This is a genomic window from Streptomyces sp. NBRC 109706 (assembly GCF_000974485.1).
In the GTDB taxonomy this organism is placed as follows: Bacteria; Actinomycetota; Actinomycetes; order Streptomycetales; family Streptomycetaceae; genus Streptomyces.
Window position 1 is genome coordinate 445,974 of record NZ_BBOM01000010.1, and the last position, 15,397, is coordinate 461,370.

Annotated in this window: 14 protein-coding genes; 4 read left to right on the top strand and 10 right to left on the bottom strand. The window is 74.7% G+C overall.

Features of this window, described 5'->3' with window-relative positions; all coding sequences use genetic code 11:
- Positions 1-160 precede the first annotated feature (160 nt).
- Positions 161-3,613 (top strand): DNA polymerase III subunit alpha, encoded by a 3,453-nt coding sequence (locus AOM46_RS24420; protein WP_062215002.1) that lies wholly within the window; start codon positions 161-163, stop codon positions 3,611-3,613.
- Entirely contained in the window at positions 3,610-4,683 is a 1,074-nt protein-coding gene (locus AOM46_RS24425; protein ID WP_078857149.1) for an ImpB/MucB/SamB family protein, read from the top strand. The genes AOM46_RS24420 and AOM46_RS24425 overlap by 4 nt, the downstream gene beginning before the upstream one ends.
- Here the strand turns inward: AOM46_RS24425 and AOM46_RS24430 are convergent.
- From AOM46_RS24430 to AOM46_RS24440, 3 genes are read right to left on the bottom strand one after another with little or no spacing between them, the layout of a single operon-like run.
- On the bottom strand, positions 4,680-5,264 hold the full coding sequence (locus AOM46_RS24430; protein WP_062215004.1) for an AAA family ATPase: 585 nt from the start codon (positions 5,262-5,264) through the stop codon (positions 4,680-4,682). The genes AOM46_RS24425 and AOM46_RS24430 overlap by 4 nt on opposite strands.
- Positions 5,242-6,525, bottom strand: coding sequence for an RNA polymerase sigma factor (locus AOM46_RS24435; RefSeq protein WP_062215006.1), 1,284 nt, complete (start codon positions 6,523-6,525; stop codon positions 5,242-5,244). The genes AOM46_RS24430 and AOM46_RS24435 overlap by 23 nt, the downstream gene beginning before the upstream one ends.
- Positions 6,522-7,220 carry a YciI family protein gene (locus AOM46_RS24440; protein ID WP_062215008.1) on the bottom strand — a complete coding sequence of 233 codons (699 nt, stop codon included), beginning with the start codon at positions 7,218-7,220 and terminating at the stop codon, positions 6,522-6,524. Before AOM46_RS24440 ends, AOM46_RS24435 begins: the two co-directional genes overlap by 4 nt.
- A 154-nt stretch (positions 7,221-7,374) precedes the next feature.
- Between AOM46_RS24440 and AOM46_RS24445 the strand changes: the two genes are divergently transcribed.
- On the top strand, positions 7,375-8,028 hold the full coding sequence (locus AOM46_RS24445) for an HAD family phosphatase (protein WP_062215010.1): 654 nt from the start codon (positions 7,375-7,377) through the stop codon (positions 8,026-8,028).
- Positions 8,029-8,498: 470 nt separating this feature from the next.
- On the opposite strand, the gene AOM46_RS24450 is transcribed toward AOM46_RS24445, so the two are convergent.
- The 7 genes from AOM46_RS24450 to AOM46_RS24480 form a co-directional block, all read right to left on the bottom strand.
- Positions 8,499-9,407 carry a pentapeptide repeat-containing protein gene (locus AOM46_RS24450; protein ID WP_078857165.1) on the bottom strand — a complete coding sequence of 303 codons (909 nt, stop codon included), beginning with the start codon at positions 9,405-9,407 and terminating at the stop codon, positions 8,499-8,501.
- Positions 9,408-9,412: 5 nt separating this feature from the next.
- The gene (locus tag AOM46_RS24455; protein ID WP_062215012.1) at positions 9,413-10,204 is read right to left on the bottom strand and encodes an urease accessory protein UreD; all 792 of its coding nucleotides are present in this window, start codon (positions 10,202-10,204) and stop codon (positions 9,413-9,415) included.
- Positions 10,201-10,911: an urease accessory protein UreG gene (gene ureG, locus AOM46_RS24460; RefSeq protein WP_062215014.1), complete on the bottom strand. Its 711-nt coding sequence runs from the start codon at positions 10,909-10,911 to the stop codon at positions 10,201-10,203. Before ureG ends, AOM46_RS24455 begins: the two co-directional genes overlap by 4 nt.
- Positions 10,912-10,950: 39 nt before the next feature.
- Positions 10,951-11,628 carry an urease accessory protein UreF gene (locus AOM46_RS24465; protein WP_062215016.1) on the bottom strand — a complete coding sequence of 226 codons (678 nt, stop codon included), beginning with the start codon at positions 11,626-11,628 and terminating at the stop codon, positions 10,951-10,953.
- 14 nt (positions 11,629-11,642) lie between these two features.
- Positions 11,643-13,376 carry an urease subunit alpha gene (locus AOM46_RS24470; protein WP_062215018.1) on the bottom strand — a complete coding sequence of 578 codons (1,734 nt, stop codon included), beginning with the start codon at positions 13,374-13,376 and terminating at the stop codon, positions 11,643-11,645.
- Positions 13,369-13,701 (bottom strand): urease subunit beta, encoded by a 333-nt coding sequence (locus AOM46_RS24475; protein WP_062215020.1) that lies wholly within the window; start codon positions 13,699-13,701, stop codon positions 13,369-13,371. Before AOM46_RS24475 ends, AOM46_RS24470 begins: the two co-directional genes overlap by 8 nt.
- A 67-nt stretch (positions 13,702-13,768) precedes the next feature.
- A complete protein-coding gene (locus AOM46_RS24480) occupies positions 13,769-14,071 on the bottom strand; it encodes an urease subunit gamma (RefSeq protein WP_062215022.1) in 303 nt (100 codons plus the stop codon).
- A gap of 226 nt (positions 14,072-14,297) precedes the next feature.
- On the opposite strand from AOM46_RS24480, the gene AOM46_RS24485 reads away from it, so the two are divergent.
- Positions 14,298-15,326 carry an aspartate-semialdehyde dehydrogenase gene (locus tag AOM46_RS24485; RefSeq protein ID WP_062215024.1) on the top strand — a complete coding sequence of 343 codons (1,029 nt, stop codon included), beginning with the start codon at positions 14,298-14,300 and terminating at the stop codon, positions 15,324-15,326.
- The last annotated feature ends 71 nt before the right edge of the window (positions 15,327-15,397 follow it).

The window sequence follows — 15,397 nt, forward strand, 5'->3', positions numbered from 1 at the left end:
GAACACCTTTCGGCCACCCTCCCCATCCCGCCCGGCAGTCGATCACGAGTTCGACCCAGGTCGCTGACCAGCGCCGACAGGGTTTACAGTAATCGAACTGAGGTGCGATAACGCGTCTGGGTCAGTGGCTGGAACGGGGGCGGAGCGAGGGAGGTGCGGCATGGCGGGCTTCGTCCACACCCATGTCGCGTCCGGCTACTCCGCGCGGTACGGCGCCGCCCATCCCGAACAGCTGGTCCTGAGGGCGGCCGAGCGCGGCATGACGGCGCTCGCGCTCACCGACCGGGACACCGTCACCGGTGCCGTGCGGTTCGCTGAGTCCTGTGCCGAGCACGGGATACGGCCGATCTTCGGCGTCGAGCTGGCGGTGGAGGCCGTCGCGCCCCCGCCGCCCACCGCCCGCAGGACCCGCGCCCCGGCGCGCGGCGGCGCCCATGTCGACGAGCCGCCCCTGCGGTTCACGCTGCTCGCCCGGGACCGGGCCGGGTGGGCCCGGCTCTGCCGGATCACCTCGGCCGCCCATGGCACCTCGGCCGGCGGAACGCCCGTGGTGCCCTGGCGGGCGCTGCGCGAACACGGCGGCCCGGGGCTGACCGCGCTGCTCGGCCCCGTCTCGGAACCGGTGCGCGCGCTGACGGTGGGCCGGGAGGACGTCGCGGTGAAGCTGCTGACGCCCTGGCGGGAGGTCTTCGGCGACGGGATCAGGCTGGAGGCCGTCGCGCACCACCGCCTCGGCACCGGGCCCGGATCGCTGCGGCTGGCCGCCCGCACCCTGGCGCTGGCCGACCGCACCCGCACCACCGCCGTGCTCTCCAACGCCGTCCGCTACGCCGACCGGGACCAGCACCGTCTCGCCGATGTGCTGGACGCCGCACGGCTGTTGCGGCCCGTCGACCGGCGCCGGCTGGACAGCGGACAGCGCTGGCTCAAGAGCGAGGGGGAGATGGCGGACGTCGCGCGCCTGATCGCCGAGTGCGCGGGCGCCGACGCCCGGCGGGCGCACCGGCTGCTGACGGACACCGCCGCCACGGCCGCCGCGTGCGTCGTCGATCCGGCGGCCGATCTGGGGCTCGGCCGGCCGCATCTCCCGGAGCCCGAGGCGCTGGGCGCCGACCCGGGACCCGGCGGCGCCGCCAGGACGCTGCGGCAGCGGGCCGAGGAGGGGCTGGCCCGCCGGGGGCTGGGCCGGGACCGGGCCGCCCACGACCGGCTGGCCGCGGAGCTGGGCGTGATCTCCCGGCTGGAATACGACGCGTACTTCCTCGCCGTCGGCCAGGTGGTGGCCGATATCAGGGCCAAGGGCATCCGGGTCGCCGCCCGGGGCTCGGGCGCCGGATCGATGGTCTGCCACGCGCTGGACATCGCGACCGCGAACCCCCTCGACCACCGGCTGCTGTTCGAACGCTTTCTGAGCGAACGCCGGGCGTCGCTGCCCGATATCGACATCGACGTGGAGTCCGCCCGGCGGTTGGAGTGCTATGACGCGATCTTCGAACGGTTCGGCGCGGAACGGGTCGCGGTCACCGCGATGCCCGAGACCTACCGGGCCCGCCGGGCGCTGCGGGACACCGGGCTCGCCCTGGGGATCCCGCCGGCGGACGTCGACCGGATCGCCAAGAGCTTCCCGCACCTGCGGGCGTCGGACATCACCGGCGCGCTCGCCGAGCTGCCCGAACTGCGGGCGCTGGCCGCCGAGAAGGACGACTACGGGCCGCTGTGGGAACTCGCCGAGGGCCTGGACTCCCTGGTCCACGGCATGGCCATGCACCCCTGCGGCGTGGTGATCAGCGATGCGACGCTGCTCGACCGGCTGCCCGTGCAGCCGACCCCGCAGGGCGACTACCCCATGGCGATGGCCGCCAAGGAGGAGATCGAGAAGCTGGGCAACATCAAGCTCGACGTCCTGGGCGTCCGGATGCAGTCGGCCATGGCCCATGCCGTCGACGAGCTGGAACGGGCCACCGGGGACCGCGTCGACCTGGACGATCCCCGTCAGGTGCCGCTCGACGACCCGTTCGCGTTCAAGCTCATCCAGGAGAGCGAGACGCTGGGCCTCTTCCAGCTCGAATCGCCGGGCCAGCAGGACCTGCTCTCCCGGCTCAAGCCGCGCGATCCACAGGATGTCATCGCGGACATCAGCCTCTTCCGTCCGGGCCCGGTCGCCGGCGGGATGCCCGAACGGTATGTCGCCGCCCGGCACGGCGGCGCGCCGGCCTATGCCCACCGGGATCTGGAGCCGGTGCTCGCCGACACCTACGGGGTGACCATCTGGCATGAGCAGGTGATCGAGACGCTTTCGGTGCTGACCGGTTGCGAACCCGCGCTGGCCGAGGTCGCCCGACGCGCGCTCGGGGACCGGGAGCGGCTGCCGGGGATCAGGGACTGGTTCCACCGCACGGCGGGCGAACGCGGCTACTCGGCGGCCGTCAGGGACGAGGTCTGGAAGACCGTCGAGTCCTTCGGCGCCTACGGCTTCTGCCGGGCCCACGCGGTCGCCTTCGCCGTGCCGGCGCTGCAGAGCGCCTGGCTCAAGGCGCACCATCCGGCGTTTCTGCTGGCCGGCCTCCTGGAGCACGATCCGGGCATGTGGCCCAAGCGCGTCCTGGTCGCCGACGCCCGCCGCCGGGGCGTGACGGTCCTCCCCGTCGACGTCAACCGGTCCCGGGTCCGGCACATCGTGGAGCGCACCGACGAGGGGCAGTGGGGGGTGCGGCTGGCGCTGGCCGGGGTGCACGGCATCGGCGAGGAGGAGTGCGCCCGGATCGAGGAGGGCCAGCCCTATGACTCGCTGTCGGACTTCTGGCAGCGGGCGCGGCCCAGCCGGCCGGTCGCCGAACGCCTCGCCGAGGTGGGGGCGTTGGGCCCGCTCCACGACGGGCGGCTCAGCCGGCGTGACCTGCTGCTGGAGATCGCCGAACTCCACCGGGCCGCCCGCGCCGGGGCCGCGGTCCCCGGACAGCTGCCGATCGACACCGGCGCCCTGGGCGGGACCGAGCCGAGCGGCCTCCCCGAGATGACCGGCCGGGAGGCCCTGGGCGCCGAGCTGGGCACCCTGGGCATCGACGTCTCCCGGCATCTGATGGAGCACCACCACCGGCTGCTGCGGGAGATCGGCGCGACCGACGCCGCGCATCTGGCGGCGCTGCGTCCCGGCCGACGGGTGCTCGTCGCCGGCGCGCGCGCCTCGACCCAGACCCCGCCGATCGCCAGCGGCAAACGCATCATCTTCGTCACCCTGGAGGACGGCTCCGGCCTGGTCGACCTGGCGTTCTTCGAGGACTCCCACCCGGCCTGCGCGCACACCGTCTTCCACAGCGGGCTGCTGCTGGTCAGGGGTACGGTCCAGGTGCGCGGCGGCCGTCGCACCGTGGTGGGCACGATGGCCTGGGACCTCGAACGGATCGCCGCCGCCCGCCGGGACGAGGGCCCCGAGGCCGCGCTCGCCCTGCTCGGCGCCGACCGCCCCCACCCGACCCCCGCCCAGCCGGGGCGCACCCTGACCGACGGCACCGCGGGCGCCAGGCTGCACCCGTACGCCGATCTGCGGCCCGCCGGCAGCCCCTCGATCGACCTGCGGAAGTTCGGCCACGCCAGCCCGGGGAGCGCCGGATGACCGGGGACGACCGAACGGGCCCGCGCCAGCGGCATATCGCCCATCTCTCCCTGACCGCACCGGATATCGCGTCCGACGCCGCGCCGGACGGGGAGCGGTATGCCGACATCCTCGACCTGCTGACCGGGATCACCCCGCATGTCAAGGCCGTCCCCCCGGACGCCGTCCAGCTCGATCTGACGTCGGCGCTCAGATACTTCGACCTCTCCCCCTACCGGGTGGTCCAGTTGGCGCAGCTGCGGCTGAAGGCGCTGCACGGCATCGACGCCCGCGCCGGGCTCGCCGGCAACCGCATGCTGGCGGCCATGGCGGCCGAAACGGCCGCGCCGGGAGAGGTCGTCCTGGTCCCCGCCGAACGGGTCACCGCCTGGCTGCGCCCCCGCCCGGTCACCGCGCTGCCCGAGGTCGACCGCTCCCTGGCGACCACCCTCGGCCGATACGGGCTGCACACCATCGGCCAGATCGCCGATCTGCCGGCGGCCACCCTGCAACGTCTCCTCGGCGTCGGCCGGGCGCGGCTGTTGGCCGAGCGCGCCCGGGGCCACGACCCCCGTCCGGTCGCCCCCGAGGAACCGGCCGCGCGGCTGACCGCCGATCTCGCGCTGGAGCGGGACTGCCTCGATCCGGAGCGACAACACCGTTCGGTGCTGGGGCTGGTCGAGCATCTGGGCCACCGGCTGCGCGGCGCCGGCCAGGTCGCCGGCCGCGTCATCCTGACGGTGCGCTACGCCGACCGTTCCGCCAGCACCCGCGCCAAGCGGCTGGCCGAGCCGACCGACCACTCCCCCGCCCTCGCCTCGGCCGCGCTCGAACTGCTGGCGGGGCTCGGGCTGCAACGCGCCCGGGTGCGCGCCTTCACCGTCCGCGCCGAGGATCTGCGGCCCGCCGAATCCGCGCCCCGTCAGCTCTCCCTCGACCCCGGCGACGACCGGGCCCGGGCCGCGGAGGCGGTGGCGGACCGGATCCGCCGCCGGTTCGGGGCGACGGCCGTGGGCCCGCCCTCCTGGTACGGCCATCCGGACGCCGACCGACCGCCCCGGGTGATCGCCTCGACCACCGGCGACCCTTAACCCCCGGGGAGCCGGCAGCGCCCGCTGGCCAGCGCGGCGCGTACCGCGTCGGCGGTGGCCGCCGGGGGCTGGCCGGTGGTGTCCAGGGCGTGCCGCTCATAGCGGCCGAGATCGGCGAACTGTCGATACATCGCCTCGATGGGCCCGGGATCGGTCAACGGATGATCGGGCCTGGTCGTGCCCCGTTCCAGAGTGGTCTCCCGGTCGGGGCGCAGCACCACATAGTGCGGCGTCGCGCCGAGCGCCCGTACGGTCTCGGCCAGAAAGGGTTCGACGAACCACGGGCCGATCACCCCGTCCACCACCGTCAGATAGCCACCGGCCGCATAGCCGGCCGCCGCCCGCGCCAGCACCCCGATGACCACCTCGTTCTGGTGCCGCGCCGCCGGCAGATAGGGCGGCACGGCGTCATGCCCGAGCACCGCCCAGTAGTCGTCCGCGTGCAGCCAGGCGCTGGCGGGCTCCCCCGGCGCCTCGGTCAGCAACCGCGCGACGGTGCTCTTGCCCACCCCGGGCGGGCCGCTCAGCAGGACGACCGCGCCCGAGTCCCGTTCTTCGTCAGGGGAGTTCGGACTGGTCATGGGCAATATGGGCAAGGTCGGCACCTTCCGGTCGTGGCTCTCCCAGCTCGGCGATCCGCCGAGCGTACTCCCCGGCGATCGCCTCGTTCGGCGCGAGCGCCGCCGCCGCCCGATAGGCCGCCCCGGCCTCACCGGCGCGACCGAGACGGCGCAGCGCGTCCGCGCGGACGGCCGGCAGCGCGTGCGCCCCGGCCAGCTCAGCCGGCTCGCCGAGGGCGGCGACGGCGTCCAGCTGCGCCTGCGGCCCGTCGCGCATCCCGACGGCGACGGCCCGGTTGAGCGCCACCACCGGGTTGGCCCGCAGGGCGAGCAGCCGGTCGTACAGCGCCACGATCGCCGCCCAGTCGGTCGCGGCGGCGACCGGGGCGACGGCATGCCGCGCGGCGATCGCCGCCTGGAGCGCGTAGGGGCCACCCGCCGCGACCGCCGTGCGGGCGAGGGCCACCCCCTCGGCGATCAGCTCACCGTCCCACCGCGTCCGGTCCTGGCGTTCCAGGGTGACCAGACCGCCGTCCGCGTCGACCCTGGCGGCGCGCCGCGCGTGCTGGCACAGCAGCAGCGCGAGCAGCCCCCGCGCCTCCGGCTCGTCCGGCGCCTCGGCGACGAGCAGCCTGGCCAGCCGGATCGCCTCCTCGGCGAGGGCGTCGCGGACGGTGCTCCCGTCGCTCGGCGCGTACCCCTCGGTGAACACGAGGTAGACGACGGCGAGCACCCCGTCCAGCCGTTCGGCGCGGGCCCCCGGGGGCGGGACCCGGTACGGGATGCCGGCCGCCGCGATCTTGCGTTTCGCCCGCAGGATCCGCTGCGCGACGGTGTCCTCGCGGACCAGGAAGGCGCGGGCGATCTCGCGGGTGGTGAGGCCGCAGACCGCGCGGAGGGTCAGCGCGACCCGGGATTCGAGAGGCAGCGCCGGATGGCAGCAGGTGAACACCAGCCGCAGCCGTTCGTCCCCGGGCGGCCGCGGTTCGCGGACCGCCTCGACCGCGGCGAGCTGGGCCAGCCTGCCGCGCTCCGCCGTCCGGCGGCGCAGCACGTCCAGGGCATGGTGCCGGGCGGCGGTCACCAGCCATGCCCCCGGCCTGCGCGGCACCCCGTCCCGTTCCCAGGCCGGCAGGGCGCGGGCGAACGCCTCCTGCGCGCAGTCCTCGGCCAGCTCCCAGTCGCCGGTCAGCCGCACGACCGTGCCGAACACGACGCCCCACTCGTCGCGGTGCGCCTCGGCGAGCGCCGCCCGCGCCTCGGCCGGCCCGGCCCCCGTCACAGATCCGTCCAGAACTCGCGCAGTTCGGCGATCCCCGACCGTGCCATCGGGCAACGGGCCAGGTAGTCGATCGCCTCGTCCCATCCGCCGTCGACGAACACCAGCCCGGTGACCCACTCCCGCACCTCCGTGTACGGGCCGTCGGTGACCAGCCGCCGCCCGCCCCGGTGGCGCACCAGGGTGGCGTCCTCGACGGGGCGCAGATGCTCGCCGCCGAGGTAGCGGCCGGTGGCGCGTCCCGCGCGGATCCACTCCGCCACCGCCGGGGGTTCGACGGCGAACGGCGGCGCGCCCGGGTCCGTGCGGAAGATCCCGAGGAAACGGGAGGCGGGCGCGTCGCCCTCGTGCGGGACGTTTCCGGTGTCCCGGCCGTGGTCGAGCGGTTCGACCGGCCGGATCTCGATGCGCCCGGCGGTCGCCATCGGATGCGAGCCGGCGACCTCGATGGCCTCGTCGAGGTCGGCGGCCTCGATGAGGTCGTAGCCGGCGATCCACTCCGTGGTCTCGGCGAACGGCCCGTCGGTGACCAGCACCCGGTCGCCACGGACCCGGACCGTCCTGGTCTCGGCGACCGGCTTGAGCGGCATCCCCTCGATCCGGACACCCCGGCCGTTCCACTTCTCGACCCAGGCCCCCGGATCCTCGTCGGTCGGCTCCCCGGCGGGATCGGTGGCGACAAACAGCACATACTTCATGACGTTCTCCTCTTTCGGGCGGTTCATCAGGACGACGAAGAACCATCGCGGAATCCGACAGCGCGACAAAACTAATTTTTCGACGGGTTCCTCGTCGGTCGGTCCCCGGCCGACGCCATGCTCGCTGTCACCCGGACAGGTTAGGGTTCCTGGCGTGGCTACCCCCTTTGACCTCGTGATCTTCGACTGTGACGGCGTGCTGGTGGACAGCGAGCCGCTTGCCCTCCGGGTCTGTCTCGACCTGGGGGCCGAGCTGGGCTGGCCGCTGACCGAGGGCGAGGTGGTGGACCGCTTCCTCGGCCGCTCCGAGCGGGCGGTCCAGGAGCAGATAGCCGAGCGCCTCGGCGCGGCGAAGGCCGCCCGCTGGGGCGCGGAGTACCAGCGGCGCCTGGCGCTGCTGGTCGACGCGGAGCTGACGGAGGTGGACGGCGTCTCGGAGGCGCTGGACGCGCTCACGGTGCCGCTGAGCTGCATCGCCTCCAGCGGCGGCCACGAGAAGATGCGCCGCACGCTGGGCCGCACCGGGCTCCGCGAGCGGTTCGAGGGCCGGATCTTCAGTGCCAGCGAGGTGGCCAGGGGCAAGCCGGAGCCGGATCTCTTCCTGCACGCCGCCGAACGGATGGGGGTCGCCCCGGCGCGCTGCGCGGTGGTCGAGGACAGCCAGTACGGGGTGCGCGCGGCCCGCGCCGCCGGCATGTACGCCTTCGGCTACGCCGGCGGCCTCACCCCGGCCGACTGGCTGGCAGGACCCGACACCACCGTCTTCGACGACATGCGCAAACTCCCGTCCCTGCTCGGCGGCCACTGACCCCCCGGGGCCCAAGCCGCCCGAACGTCAAGCCGCGTGCGGCGGGCACCCCCACCCGGGGAGCGCGGACACAGCCCACCACGGGCGCCACCGACCCGCAGCCGGCAACGCCGCCGAACACGCCACCGGCGAAAGGCCGCCGACGACGCCGGCCCGCAGCCGGCGACCGGGCTCTGGCACGCGTCCGCCACTCCGTGTGCACCAGGGAACATCACCGACCGGCCCGGCGCCGCAGGCCGTCGGCCGCGCCCCTACGATCCCGGGCCGCCGGGGCCGGGGCCTTCGCGACGCGCACCGACGGCGGGCTGGACCCCGTGGAAACCCCGGGGCCGGTCGAGCCGGCGGTACGGGAAGCGGAGTCCGTCGTGGGCACCGGCGATATCGCGGCCGGCCCGCAGCCGGCGGCGGCGCCCCTGTGTCCTGGGGGCGGGCCCGGCGGCGGCCTGCGCGGAGGGGGGCGCTGGCCGTTCTCACCGGCCGGGGCGGTTGGTGGCTTCTCGGCGTCGGGGTTGGCGTGTGCGGCGGGGGCGCGTGCCGGTGGTCCAGTGGGTGGGGCGGGTCAGGCCCTCGGGGATGGTGGTGTCGGCGTCGCCCCTGGCGGCGGCGAGTTGGGGCCGGGTGACGAAGAGCGCGTCGGCGAGCCGCGCGCCGCGCAGGTCCGCGTCCCTGAGGTCGGCGCCGATCAGATCGGCCCGCCCGAGGTCGGCCTCGCGCAGATCGGCCGCGATCAGCAGCGCGCCCCGCAGGTTGGCGCCGCGCAGATCCGCCCGCCGCAACCGGGCGCCGACCAGGTCGGCGCCCCTGCCGTACCGGTCGCGGGCCGGCTGCCCGGCCCTGGCCAGTTCGCTGGCGCGCAGTAGCAGCGTGTTGGCCTCGGCCCGGTGCGCGGCCACATCGAGGGCGAGCAGCGTCTCGGCGTCCGCCGCGACCAGGCGTTCGGTGGCGGCGACGGCCTCCTGCAGCGCGGGGCGCAGCGGGCCGGCGGCGGGCAGTTCCTCGGCCTGGGTCAGGTACCAGAGCAGTTCGTGCAGGTGCCGCTGCACGGGGAAGACGGCGAACATCCGGCGCGCGGTCGCGGGATCGTCGCGCCAGTCCCGGCCGGCGAAGGTGCCTCGGGAGATCCGCTGCCCGGCGCCGAAGCAGTCGAAGACCGTGCATCCCGCGTAGCCGCTCTCCCGCAGCTCCGCGTGGATCCCGCAGCGGGAGTCGGCGCCCAGCCGGGGGCAGGGGTGGCCGGCGTCCTTGCTGTGGGCGAAGTCGGCGGAGGCGGTGAAGGGCAGCGCGACACAGCACAGGCCCTGGCAGTCCCCGCAGTCGCCCACCAGGTCGAGCCGCCGACGGGCCCCCGCCGCGACCCCTGCGGTCCGGTCCGCCGCCATGACGTTCACTTCCCCTCGGTCGCCACCGATTCTCCCAGCCGCCGCCCCGCCCCGACCGGCAGGGCGCCGGCGGCCAGCGCCCGGTGCAGGGTCAGCGCGTCGGGCGCGACCGCGCTGGTCAGGGTGGCGGGGCCGGCCAGCGGCGCGCGCACCGCGCCCTCGCCGAGCAGTCGCGGCTCGGCCGGCGGATCGTCCGACGCCGGGTCGACCACCAGCAGTTGGCCGACCGCGCGGTTCCCGTGCAGCACCGCGCCCCCGTCCCAGCCCGGCGCGTCGGGGCCGCAGCGCAGTTCCTGGTCGAGCAGCGGACGGCCGTCCCGCAGCACTGTCAGCCGGCTGCTCAGCCGTCCAGGCTCCTCGTCGGCGCGGCCCAGCACCAGGCTCTCCCGCAGCCACAGCCGGGCGGTGGGCGCCAGTTCGACGCGGGTCAGCTGGCGCAGCTCGCTGCCCGCCGCGGAGATCAGCGGCTCCGGCAGCCAGTGCAGGGTGGCGTCCGCGCCGACCCGCAGGGTGATCCGGTAGTGCGCGGGGACGGGATCGCGTCCGGGCAGCGCGATGGTGGCGGCAGCCGAGGTGACGCGCAGCGCGGCCCCCGGCAGCAGCTCGACCGTCAGCTCAAGCCGGTCCCCGCCGAGCGGCGCGCTCATCGCCCCCACCAGCGTGACCTGGCTGAACGAGGGATCGTCCGCGCGGGTGCGGCGCACGGCCAGCGGCCCGTCGCCGGCCAGCACCGGCAGCGCGCCGCCGGGCGCGGCGACGATCCTGGCGTGCGCGGCGACGCCGGCCCTGCCCGTCACACCCCGGCCCCGGCCAGCGGCGCCGACTGCCAGGCGGCGAGCCGTTCCCGCACCCAGGCGGCGATCGGCGCGACCCCGTCCTCGGCGGTCAGGGAGGTGAACACCACGGGCAGCGCGCCGCGTTGGGCCCTGGCGTCGCGGGCCATGGCGGCCAGATCGGAGCCCACATACGGGGCGAGGTCCGTCTTGTTGACCACCAGCAGATCGGCCGTGGTGATCCCGGGCCCGCCCTTGCGGGGGATGTCGTCGCCCGCCGCCACATCGATGACGAAGATCTGCGCGTCGACCAGGCCACGGGAGAAGGTGGCGGTCAGGTTGTCCCCGCCGGACTCGACCAGCACCAGATCGAGCGGTCCGGTGGCGGCCTCCAGCTCCTCGACGGCCTCCAGATTGGCCGAGATATCGTCCCTGATCGCGGTGTGCGGGCAGGCGCCGGTCTCCACCGCGCTGATCCGCTCGGCCGGCAGCACCGCCTCGCGCAGCAGGAAGTCGGCGTCCTCCCGGGTGTAGATGTCGTTGGTGACCACCGCGATGGAGAGCCGTTCGCGCAGCGCCCGGCAGAGCGCGGCGACGGTGGCGGTCTTCCCCGAGCCGACAGGTCCGCCGAGCCCGACGCGCAGCGCCCGCCGGCTGCCGTCGGGGCGGCGGGGATCGGCGGACCGGTAGGTGTGGCGCTGGGGGAAGCTCTCGGGGTGGTCGCGGTGCATGGCGAACTCCTTGACAGGTCGGGGGCGTTGGGGCGGGTCTCAGGAGGCGAAGAGGCGCACCGGCCAGTCGGCGTGCTGTTCGGCGGCGATCTCCAGCAGCGGCGCCGCGCCGGCGGGCAGCGCCTCGGCGCCCAGCGTCGGGTACGCGTCGGCGGCCCGCACCGCCCGTGCGGCGACCTCGTCCATCTCGTCGGCCAGGTCGGCGAGGGTCGCGGTGGCGTCGAAGGGGTCGAGGCCGAGCAGCCGCACCACGGCGGTGGCCGGCGCGCTGACCGCGTCATAGCAGGCGGCCAGCGCCACCTCCCCGGGGCCGAGCCCGGCGGCCCGGCCCGCGAGGCCGAGCACCACCGGCTGGTGCAGGCCGCCCGGGTGGGCGGCGGCCAGCGTGTCCCACGCCTCGGCCGGCCAGGTGGCGCGGGCCGCGCGCAGCAGCTGGCGGCCGAGCCGGCGGGCGACCGCGCGCAGCGCGGGCGACGGGGTGCGGGCGTCCGCCGCCGCGTCCAGCTCGGCCGGGTCGGCGCCGGCGTCGGCCGCGGCGGCCAGCGCGGCGGCGATCTCCCCCGCCGTGTGCAGGCGGCCCCGGCAGAACGCGGTGAGCGACGCGGGATCGCTGATCCGCCCGGCGCGCACCGCCGCCTCCGCGCCCCCGGAGTGGGCATGCGCGCCGGCCGGGAACCGGCCGTCGGCGAGCAGCAGCAGGGCGGCGCGCGCGCTCATCGTCCCCGCCCCGCTCAGAAGAGGAAGTAACGCTGGGCCATGGGCAGTTCCTCGGCCGGCTCGGGGGTGACCGGTTCGCCGTCGACGGTGACGGTGAAGCTGTCGGGGTCGACCCGCACCTCTGGCCTGGCGTCGTTGAGCCGCATGTCCGCCTTGGTCAGCCGCCGGGTGTCACGGATCGGCACCAGCGCCTTGCCGACGCCGTACCGTTCGGCCAGCCGCCGGTCCAGGCCGTCCTGCAGGGCGAGTTCGGTGACAAAGGTGACGGAGTTCCCCGCCGGCGCCCGGCCGAGCGCGCCGAACATCGGCCTGGCCAGCTGGGGTTGCGGGGTGGGGATGGACGCGTTGGCGTCGCCCATCTGGGCGTAGGCGATCTGGCCGCCCTTGAGCACCAGCAGCGGTTTGACGCCGAAGAACGCCGGCTCCCAGAGCGCCAGATCGGCCAGCTTGCCCGGTTCGACGGAGCCGATCTCGCCGTCGAGCCCCTGCGCGACCGCCGGGTTGATCGTGTATTTGGCGACATAGCGACGGGCCCGCAGATTGTCCGCCGGACCGTCGCCCGGCAGCGGGCCGCGCCGCCGCTTCATCACGTGCGCGGTCTGCCAGGTGCGCAGCACCACCTCGCCGACCCGGCCCATGGCCTGCGAGTCGGAGGAGATGATGGAGATCGCGCCCAGATCGTGCAGCACGTCCTCGGCGGCGATGGTGGACGGCCTGATCCGCGATTCGGCGAAGGCCAGGTCCTCCGGCACGGACGGGTTGAGGTGATGGCAGACCATCAGCATGTCGAGGTGCTCCTCGACGGTGTTGACGGTGTGCGGCCGGGTCGGGTTGGTGGAGCTGGGCAGCACATGCGGTTCGGAGACCACCGTGATGATGTCCGGCGCGTGCCCGCCGCCGGCGCCCTCGGTGTGGTACGCGTGGATGGTCCGGCCCGCGATGGCGGCCAGGGTGTCGCCGACGAAGCCGGCCTCGTTGAGGGTGTCGGTGTGGATGGCCAGCTGGGCGCCGGTGGCCTCGCAGACGGTGAGACAGGCGTCGATCGCCGCCGGGGTGGCGCCCCAGTCCTCGTGGATCTTGAACCCCACGGCGCCGCCCCGCAGTTGGGCGCGCATCGCGTCGGCGGAGACGGTGTTGCCCTTGCCCAGCAGGCCGATGTTGAGCGGCAGCCCGTCCAGCGCCGCCAGCATCCGCTCCAGATGCCAGGAGCCGGGCGTCACGGTGGTGGCCTTGGAGCCCTCGGCCGGCCCGGTGCCGCCGCCGACCAGGGTGGTGATGCCGGAGGCCAGCGCCTCGTCGGCGATGCCGGGCGCGATGAAGTGCACATGGGCGTCGATCCCGCCGGCGGTGACGATCCGCCCGTTCCCTGCGATCACCTCGGTCTCGGGGCCGATCACCAGATCGGGGTGGACCCCGTCCATGGTGTCCGGGTTGCCGGCCTTGCCGAGCGCGGTGATCCGGCCGTCCCTGATGCCCAGGTCCGCCTTGACGATGCCGGTGTGGTCCAGCACCACCACGCCGGTGATCACGGTGTCGGGGGTGCCCTCGGCGCGGGTGGCGCGGGACTGCCCCATGGACTCCCTGATCACCTTGCCGCCGCCGAAGACCGCCTCGTCCCCGGCCCGTCCGGGGCCGCCGCTGAGGTCGTCCTCGATCTCGATCAGCAGATCGGTGTCGGCCAGCCGCAGCCGGTCGCCCGTGGTCGGTCCGAAGAGATCCGCGTAACGCGCTCGGCTCAGCTCAGCCATGGTCTGCCTCTCTCGCGTCGTCCAGGGGGCCACCGGCCGCGCCGCGCAGCCCGGGCACCACCCGCCGGCCGGCCAGCGGGACCAGCTCCACCTCGACGGGGATGCCGGGCTCGAACCGCACGGCGGTGCCGGCCGCGATGCCGAGCCGCTGCCCCCAGGCGGCCTCGCGGTCGAACGCCAGGCCGGGGTTGGCCTCGGCGAAGTGGTAGTGCGAGCCGACCTGTACGGGCCGGTCGCCGACGTTGCGCACGGTGAGGCGGGTGACGGGGGCGCCCTCGTTCAACGGCACCGGCGTCTCCGCGAAGACGATCTCTCCTGGGATCACGTCGATCGGCCCTTCTCCCGGCCCTGGAACGGGCCCCGGTCGGATACGAAAGCCACCGTCGGCGGCGTCAGCTGATGGGCTCGTGCACGGTGACGAGCTTGGTGCCGTCCGGGAAGGTCGCCTCGACCTGCACGTCGTGGATCATCTCGGGCACCCCGTCCATCACCTCGGCCCGGGTGAGCACCCGCCGGCCGGACTCCATCAGCTCGGCGACGGTGCGGCCGTCCCTGGCGCCCTCCAGGACATGCGCGGTGATCAGCGCGATCGCCTCCGGGTGGTTGAGCCGCAGCCCACGCCCCCGGCGCCGCTCGGCCACGTCGGCGGCCACATGGATCAGCAGCCGCTCCTGCTCGTGCGGGGTCAGTTGCACGCTTCCACCTCACCGTCGTAGGGGCCCCGGACGGCCCGGCCACCTGGCTGTTGGAGGTTAGATCGAGCGCGTTACGGCGGCGTTACTTCCCTTCAGAACTTCCATCCAGAAGTAACCAGGACCCGCCGAGGAGTGTGACCAGCGTCAAACAGTTGGCTGCCACGTGTTCGACCGGGCAGGGTAGGAGGTAACGGACGGGACGTGAGCAAACGAGGTAAGGAGCCCCATGAAGATCGGGATCGTCGGAGCCACCGGGCAGGTCGGCACCGTGATGCGCGGGATTCTGTCCGAACGGAAGTTCCCGGTGGAGCGGCTTCGTCTGTTCGCCTCCGCACGGTCGGCCGGTCGCACCCTGCCCTGGCAGGACGGCGAGGTCACCGTCGAGGACGCCACCACCGCGGACTACTCGGGCCTCGACGTGGTGCTGTTCTCCGCCGGCAAGGGCACCTCCAGGGCCCTCGCCGAGAAGGTCGCGGCGGCCGGCGCCGTGGTGATCGACAACTCCTCGGCCTGGCGGATGGATCCCGAGGTGCCGCTGGTGGTCTCCGAGGTCAACCCGCACGCGGTGGCCAACCGCCCCAAGGGCATCATCGCCAATCCGAACTGCACCACCATGGCGGCCATGCCGGTGCTCAAGCCGCTGCACCGGGAGGCCGAGCTGGTGGCCCTGGTGGCCACCACCTACCAGGCCGTCTCCGGCAGCGGCCTGTCCGGGGTCGCCGAGCTGAACGGCCAGGTCAAGGCCGCCCTGGGCCAGGACCCGACGGCGCTCACCTTCGACGGCACGGCCGTGGAGTTCCCCGCCCCCGAGCAGTATGTGCGGCCCATCGCGTTCAATGTGCTGCCGATGGCCGGGTCGATCGTGGACGACGGCCTGGAGGAGACCGACGAGGAGCAGAAGCTCCGCAACGAGACCCGCAAGATCCTGGAGATCCCCGGGCTGCCGGTCTCCGGCACCTGTGTGCGGGTCCCGGTCTTCACGGGGCACTCGCTCCAGCTCAACGCCCGTTTCGCCCGCCCCCTCCCGCCCCGTCAGGCCCGTGAGCTGCTGGCCGACGCGGAGGGAGTGGCGCTCTCCGACATCCCGACCCCGCTGCAGGCCGCCGGCGGTGACGTCAGCTATGTCGGCCGGCTGCGCCGGGACGAGACGGTGGAGAACGGCCTGTCCCTCTTCGTCTCGGGCGACAACCTCCGCAAGGGCGCCGCGCTGAACGCGGTGCAGATCGCCGAGTTGGTCGCGGCCGAGCGCGGCTGACAAGCGGCGCACACGGCGAAGGCCCACCCCGCCGGGGTGGGCCTTCTTCGTTCCGTCAGATGCCGTGCGTC

Excerpts from the sequence above, each read along its gene's own strand:
- AOM46_RS24440 (WP_062215008.1), bottom strand. The coding sequence starts at position 7,220 with ATGAAGTATGTGCTGTTTGTCGCCACCGATCCCGCCGGGGAGCCGACC.
- ureG (WP_062215014.1), bottom strand. The coding sequence starts at position 10,911 with ATGCACCGCGACCACCCCGAGAGCTTCCCCCAGCGCCACACCTACCGG.
- AOM46_RS24450 (WP_078857165.1), bottom strand. The coding sequence starts at position 9,407 with ATGGCGGCGGACCGGACCGCAGGGGTCGCGGCGGGGGCCCGTCGGCGG.
- AOM46_RS24470 (WP_062215018.1), bottom strand. The coding sequence starts at position 13,376 with ATGGCTGAGCTGAGCCGAGCGCGTTACGCGGATCTCTTCGGACCGACC.
- AOM46_RS24430 (WP_062215004.1), bottom strand. The coding sequence starts at position 5,264 with ATGACCAGTCCGAACTCCCCTGACGAAGAACGGGACTCGGGCGCGGTC.
- AOM46_RS24425 (WP_078857149.1), top strand. The coding sequence starts at position 3,610 with ATGACCGGGGACGACCGAACGGGCCCGCGCCAGCGGCATATCGCCCAT.
- AOM46_RS24465 (WP_062215016.1), bottom strand. The coding sequence starts at position 11,628 with ATGAGCGCGCGCGCCGCCCTGCTGCTGCTCGCCGACGGCCGGTTCCCG.
- AOM46_RS24485 (WP_062215024.1), top strand. The coding sequence starts at position 14,298 with ATGAAGATCGGGATCGTCGGAGCCACCGGGCAGGTCGGCACCGTGATG.
- AOM46_RS24420 (WP_062215002.1), top strand. The coding sequence starts at position 161 with ATGGCGGGCTTCGTCCACACCCATGTCGCGTCCGGCTACTCCGCGCGG.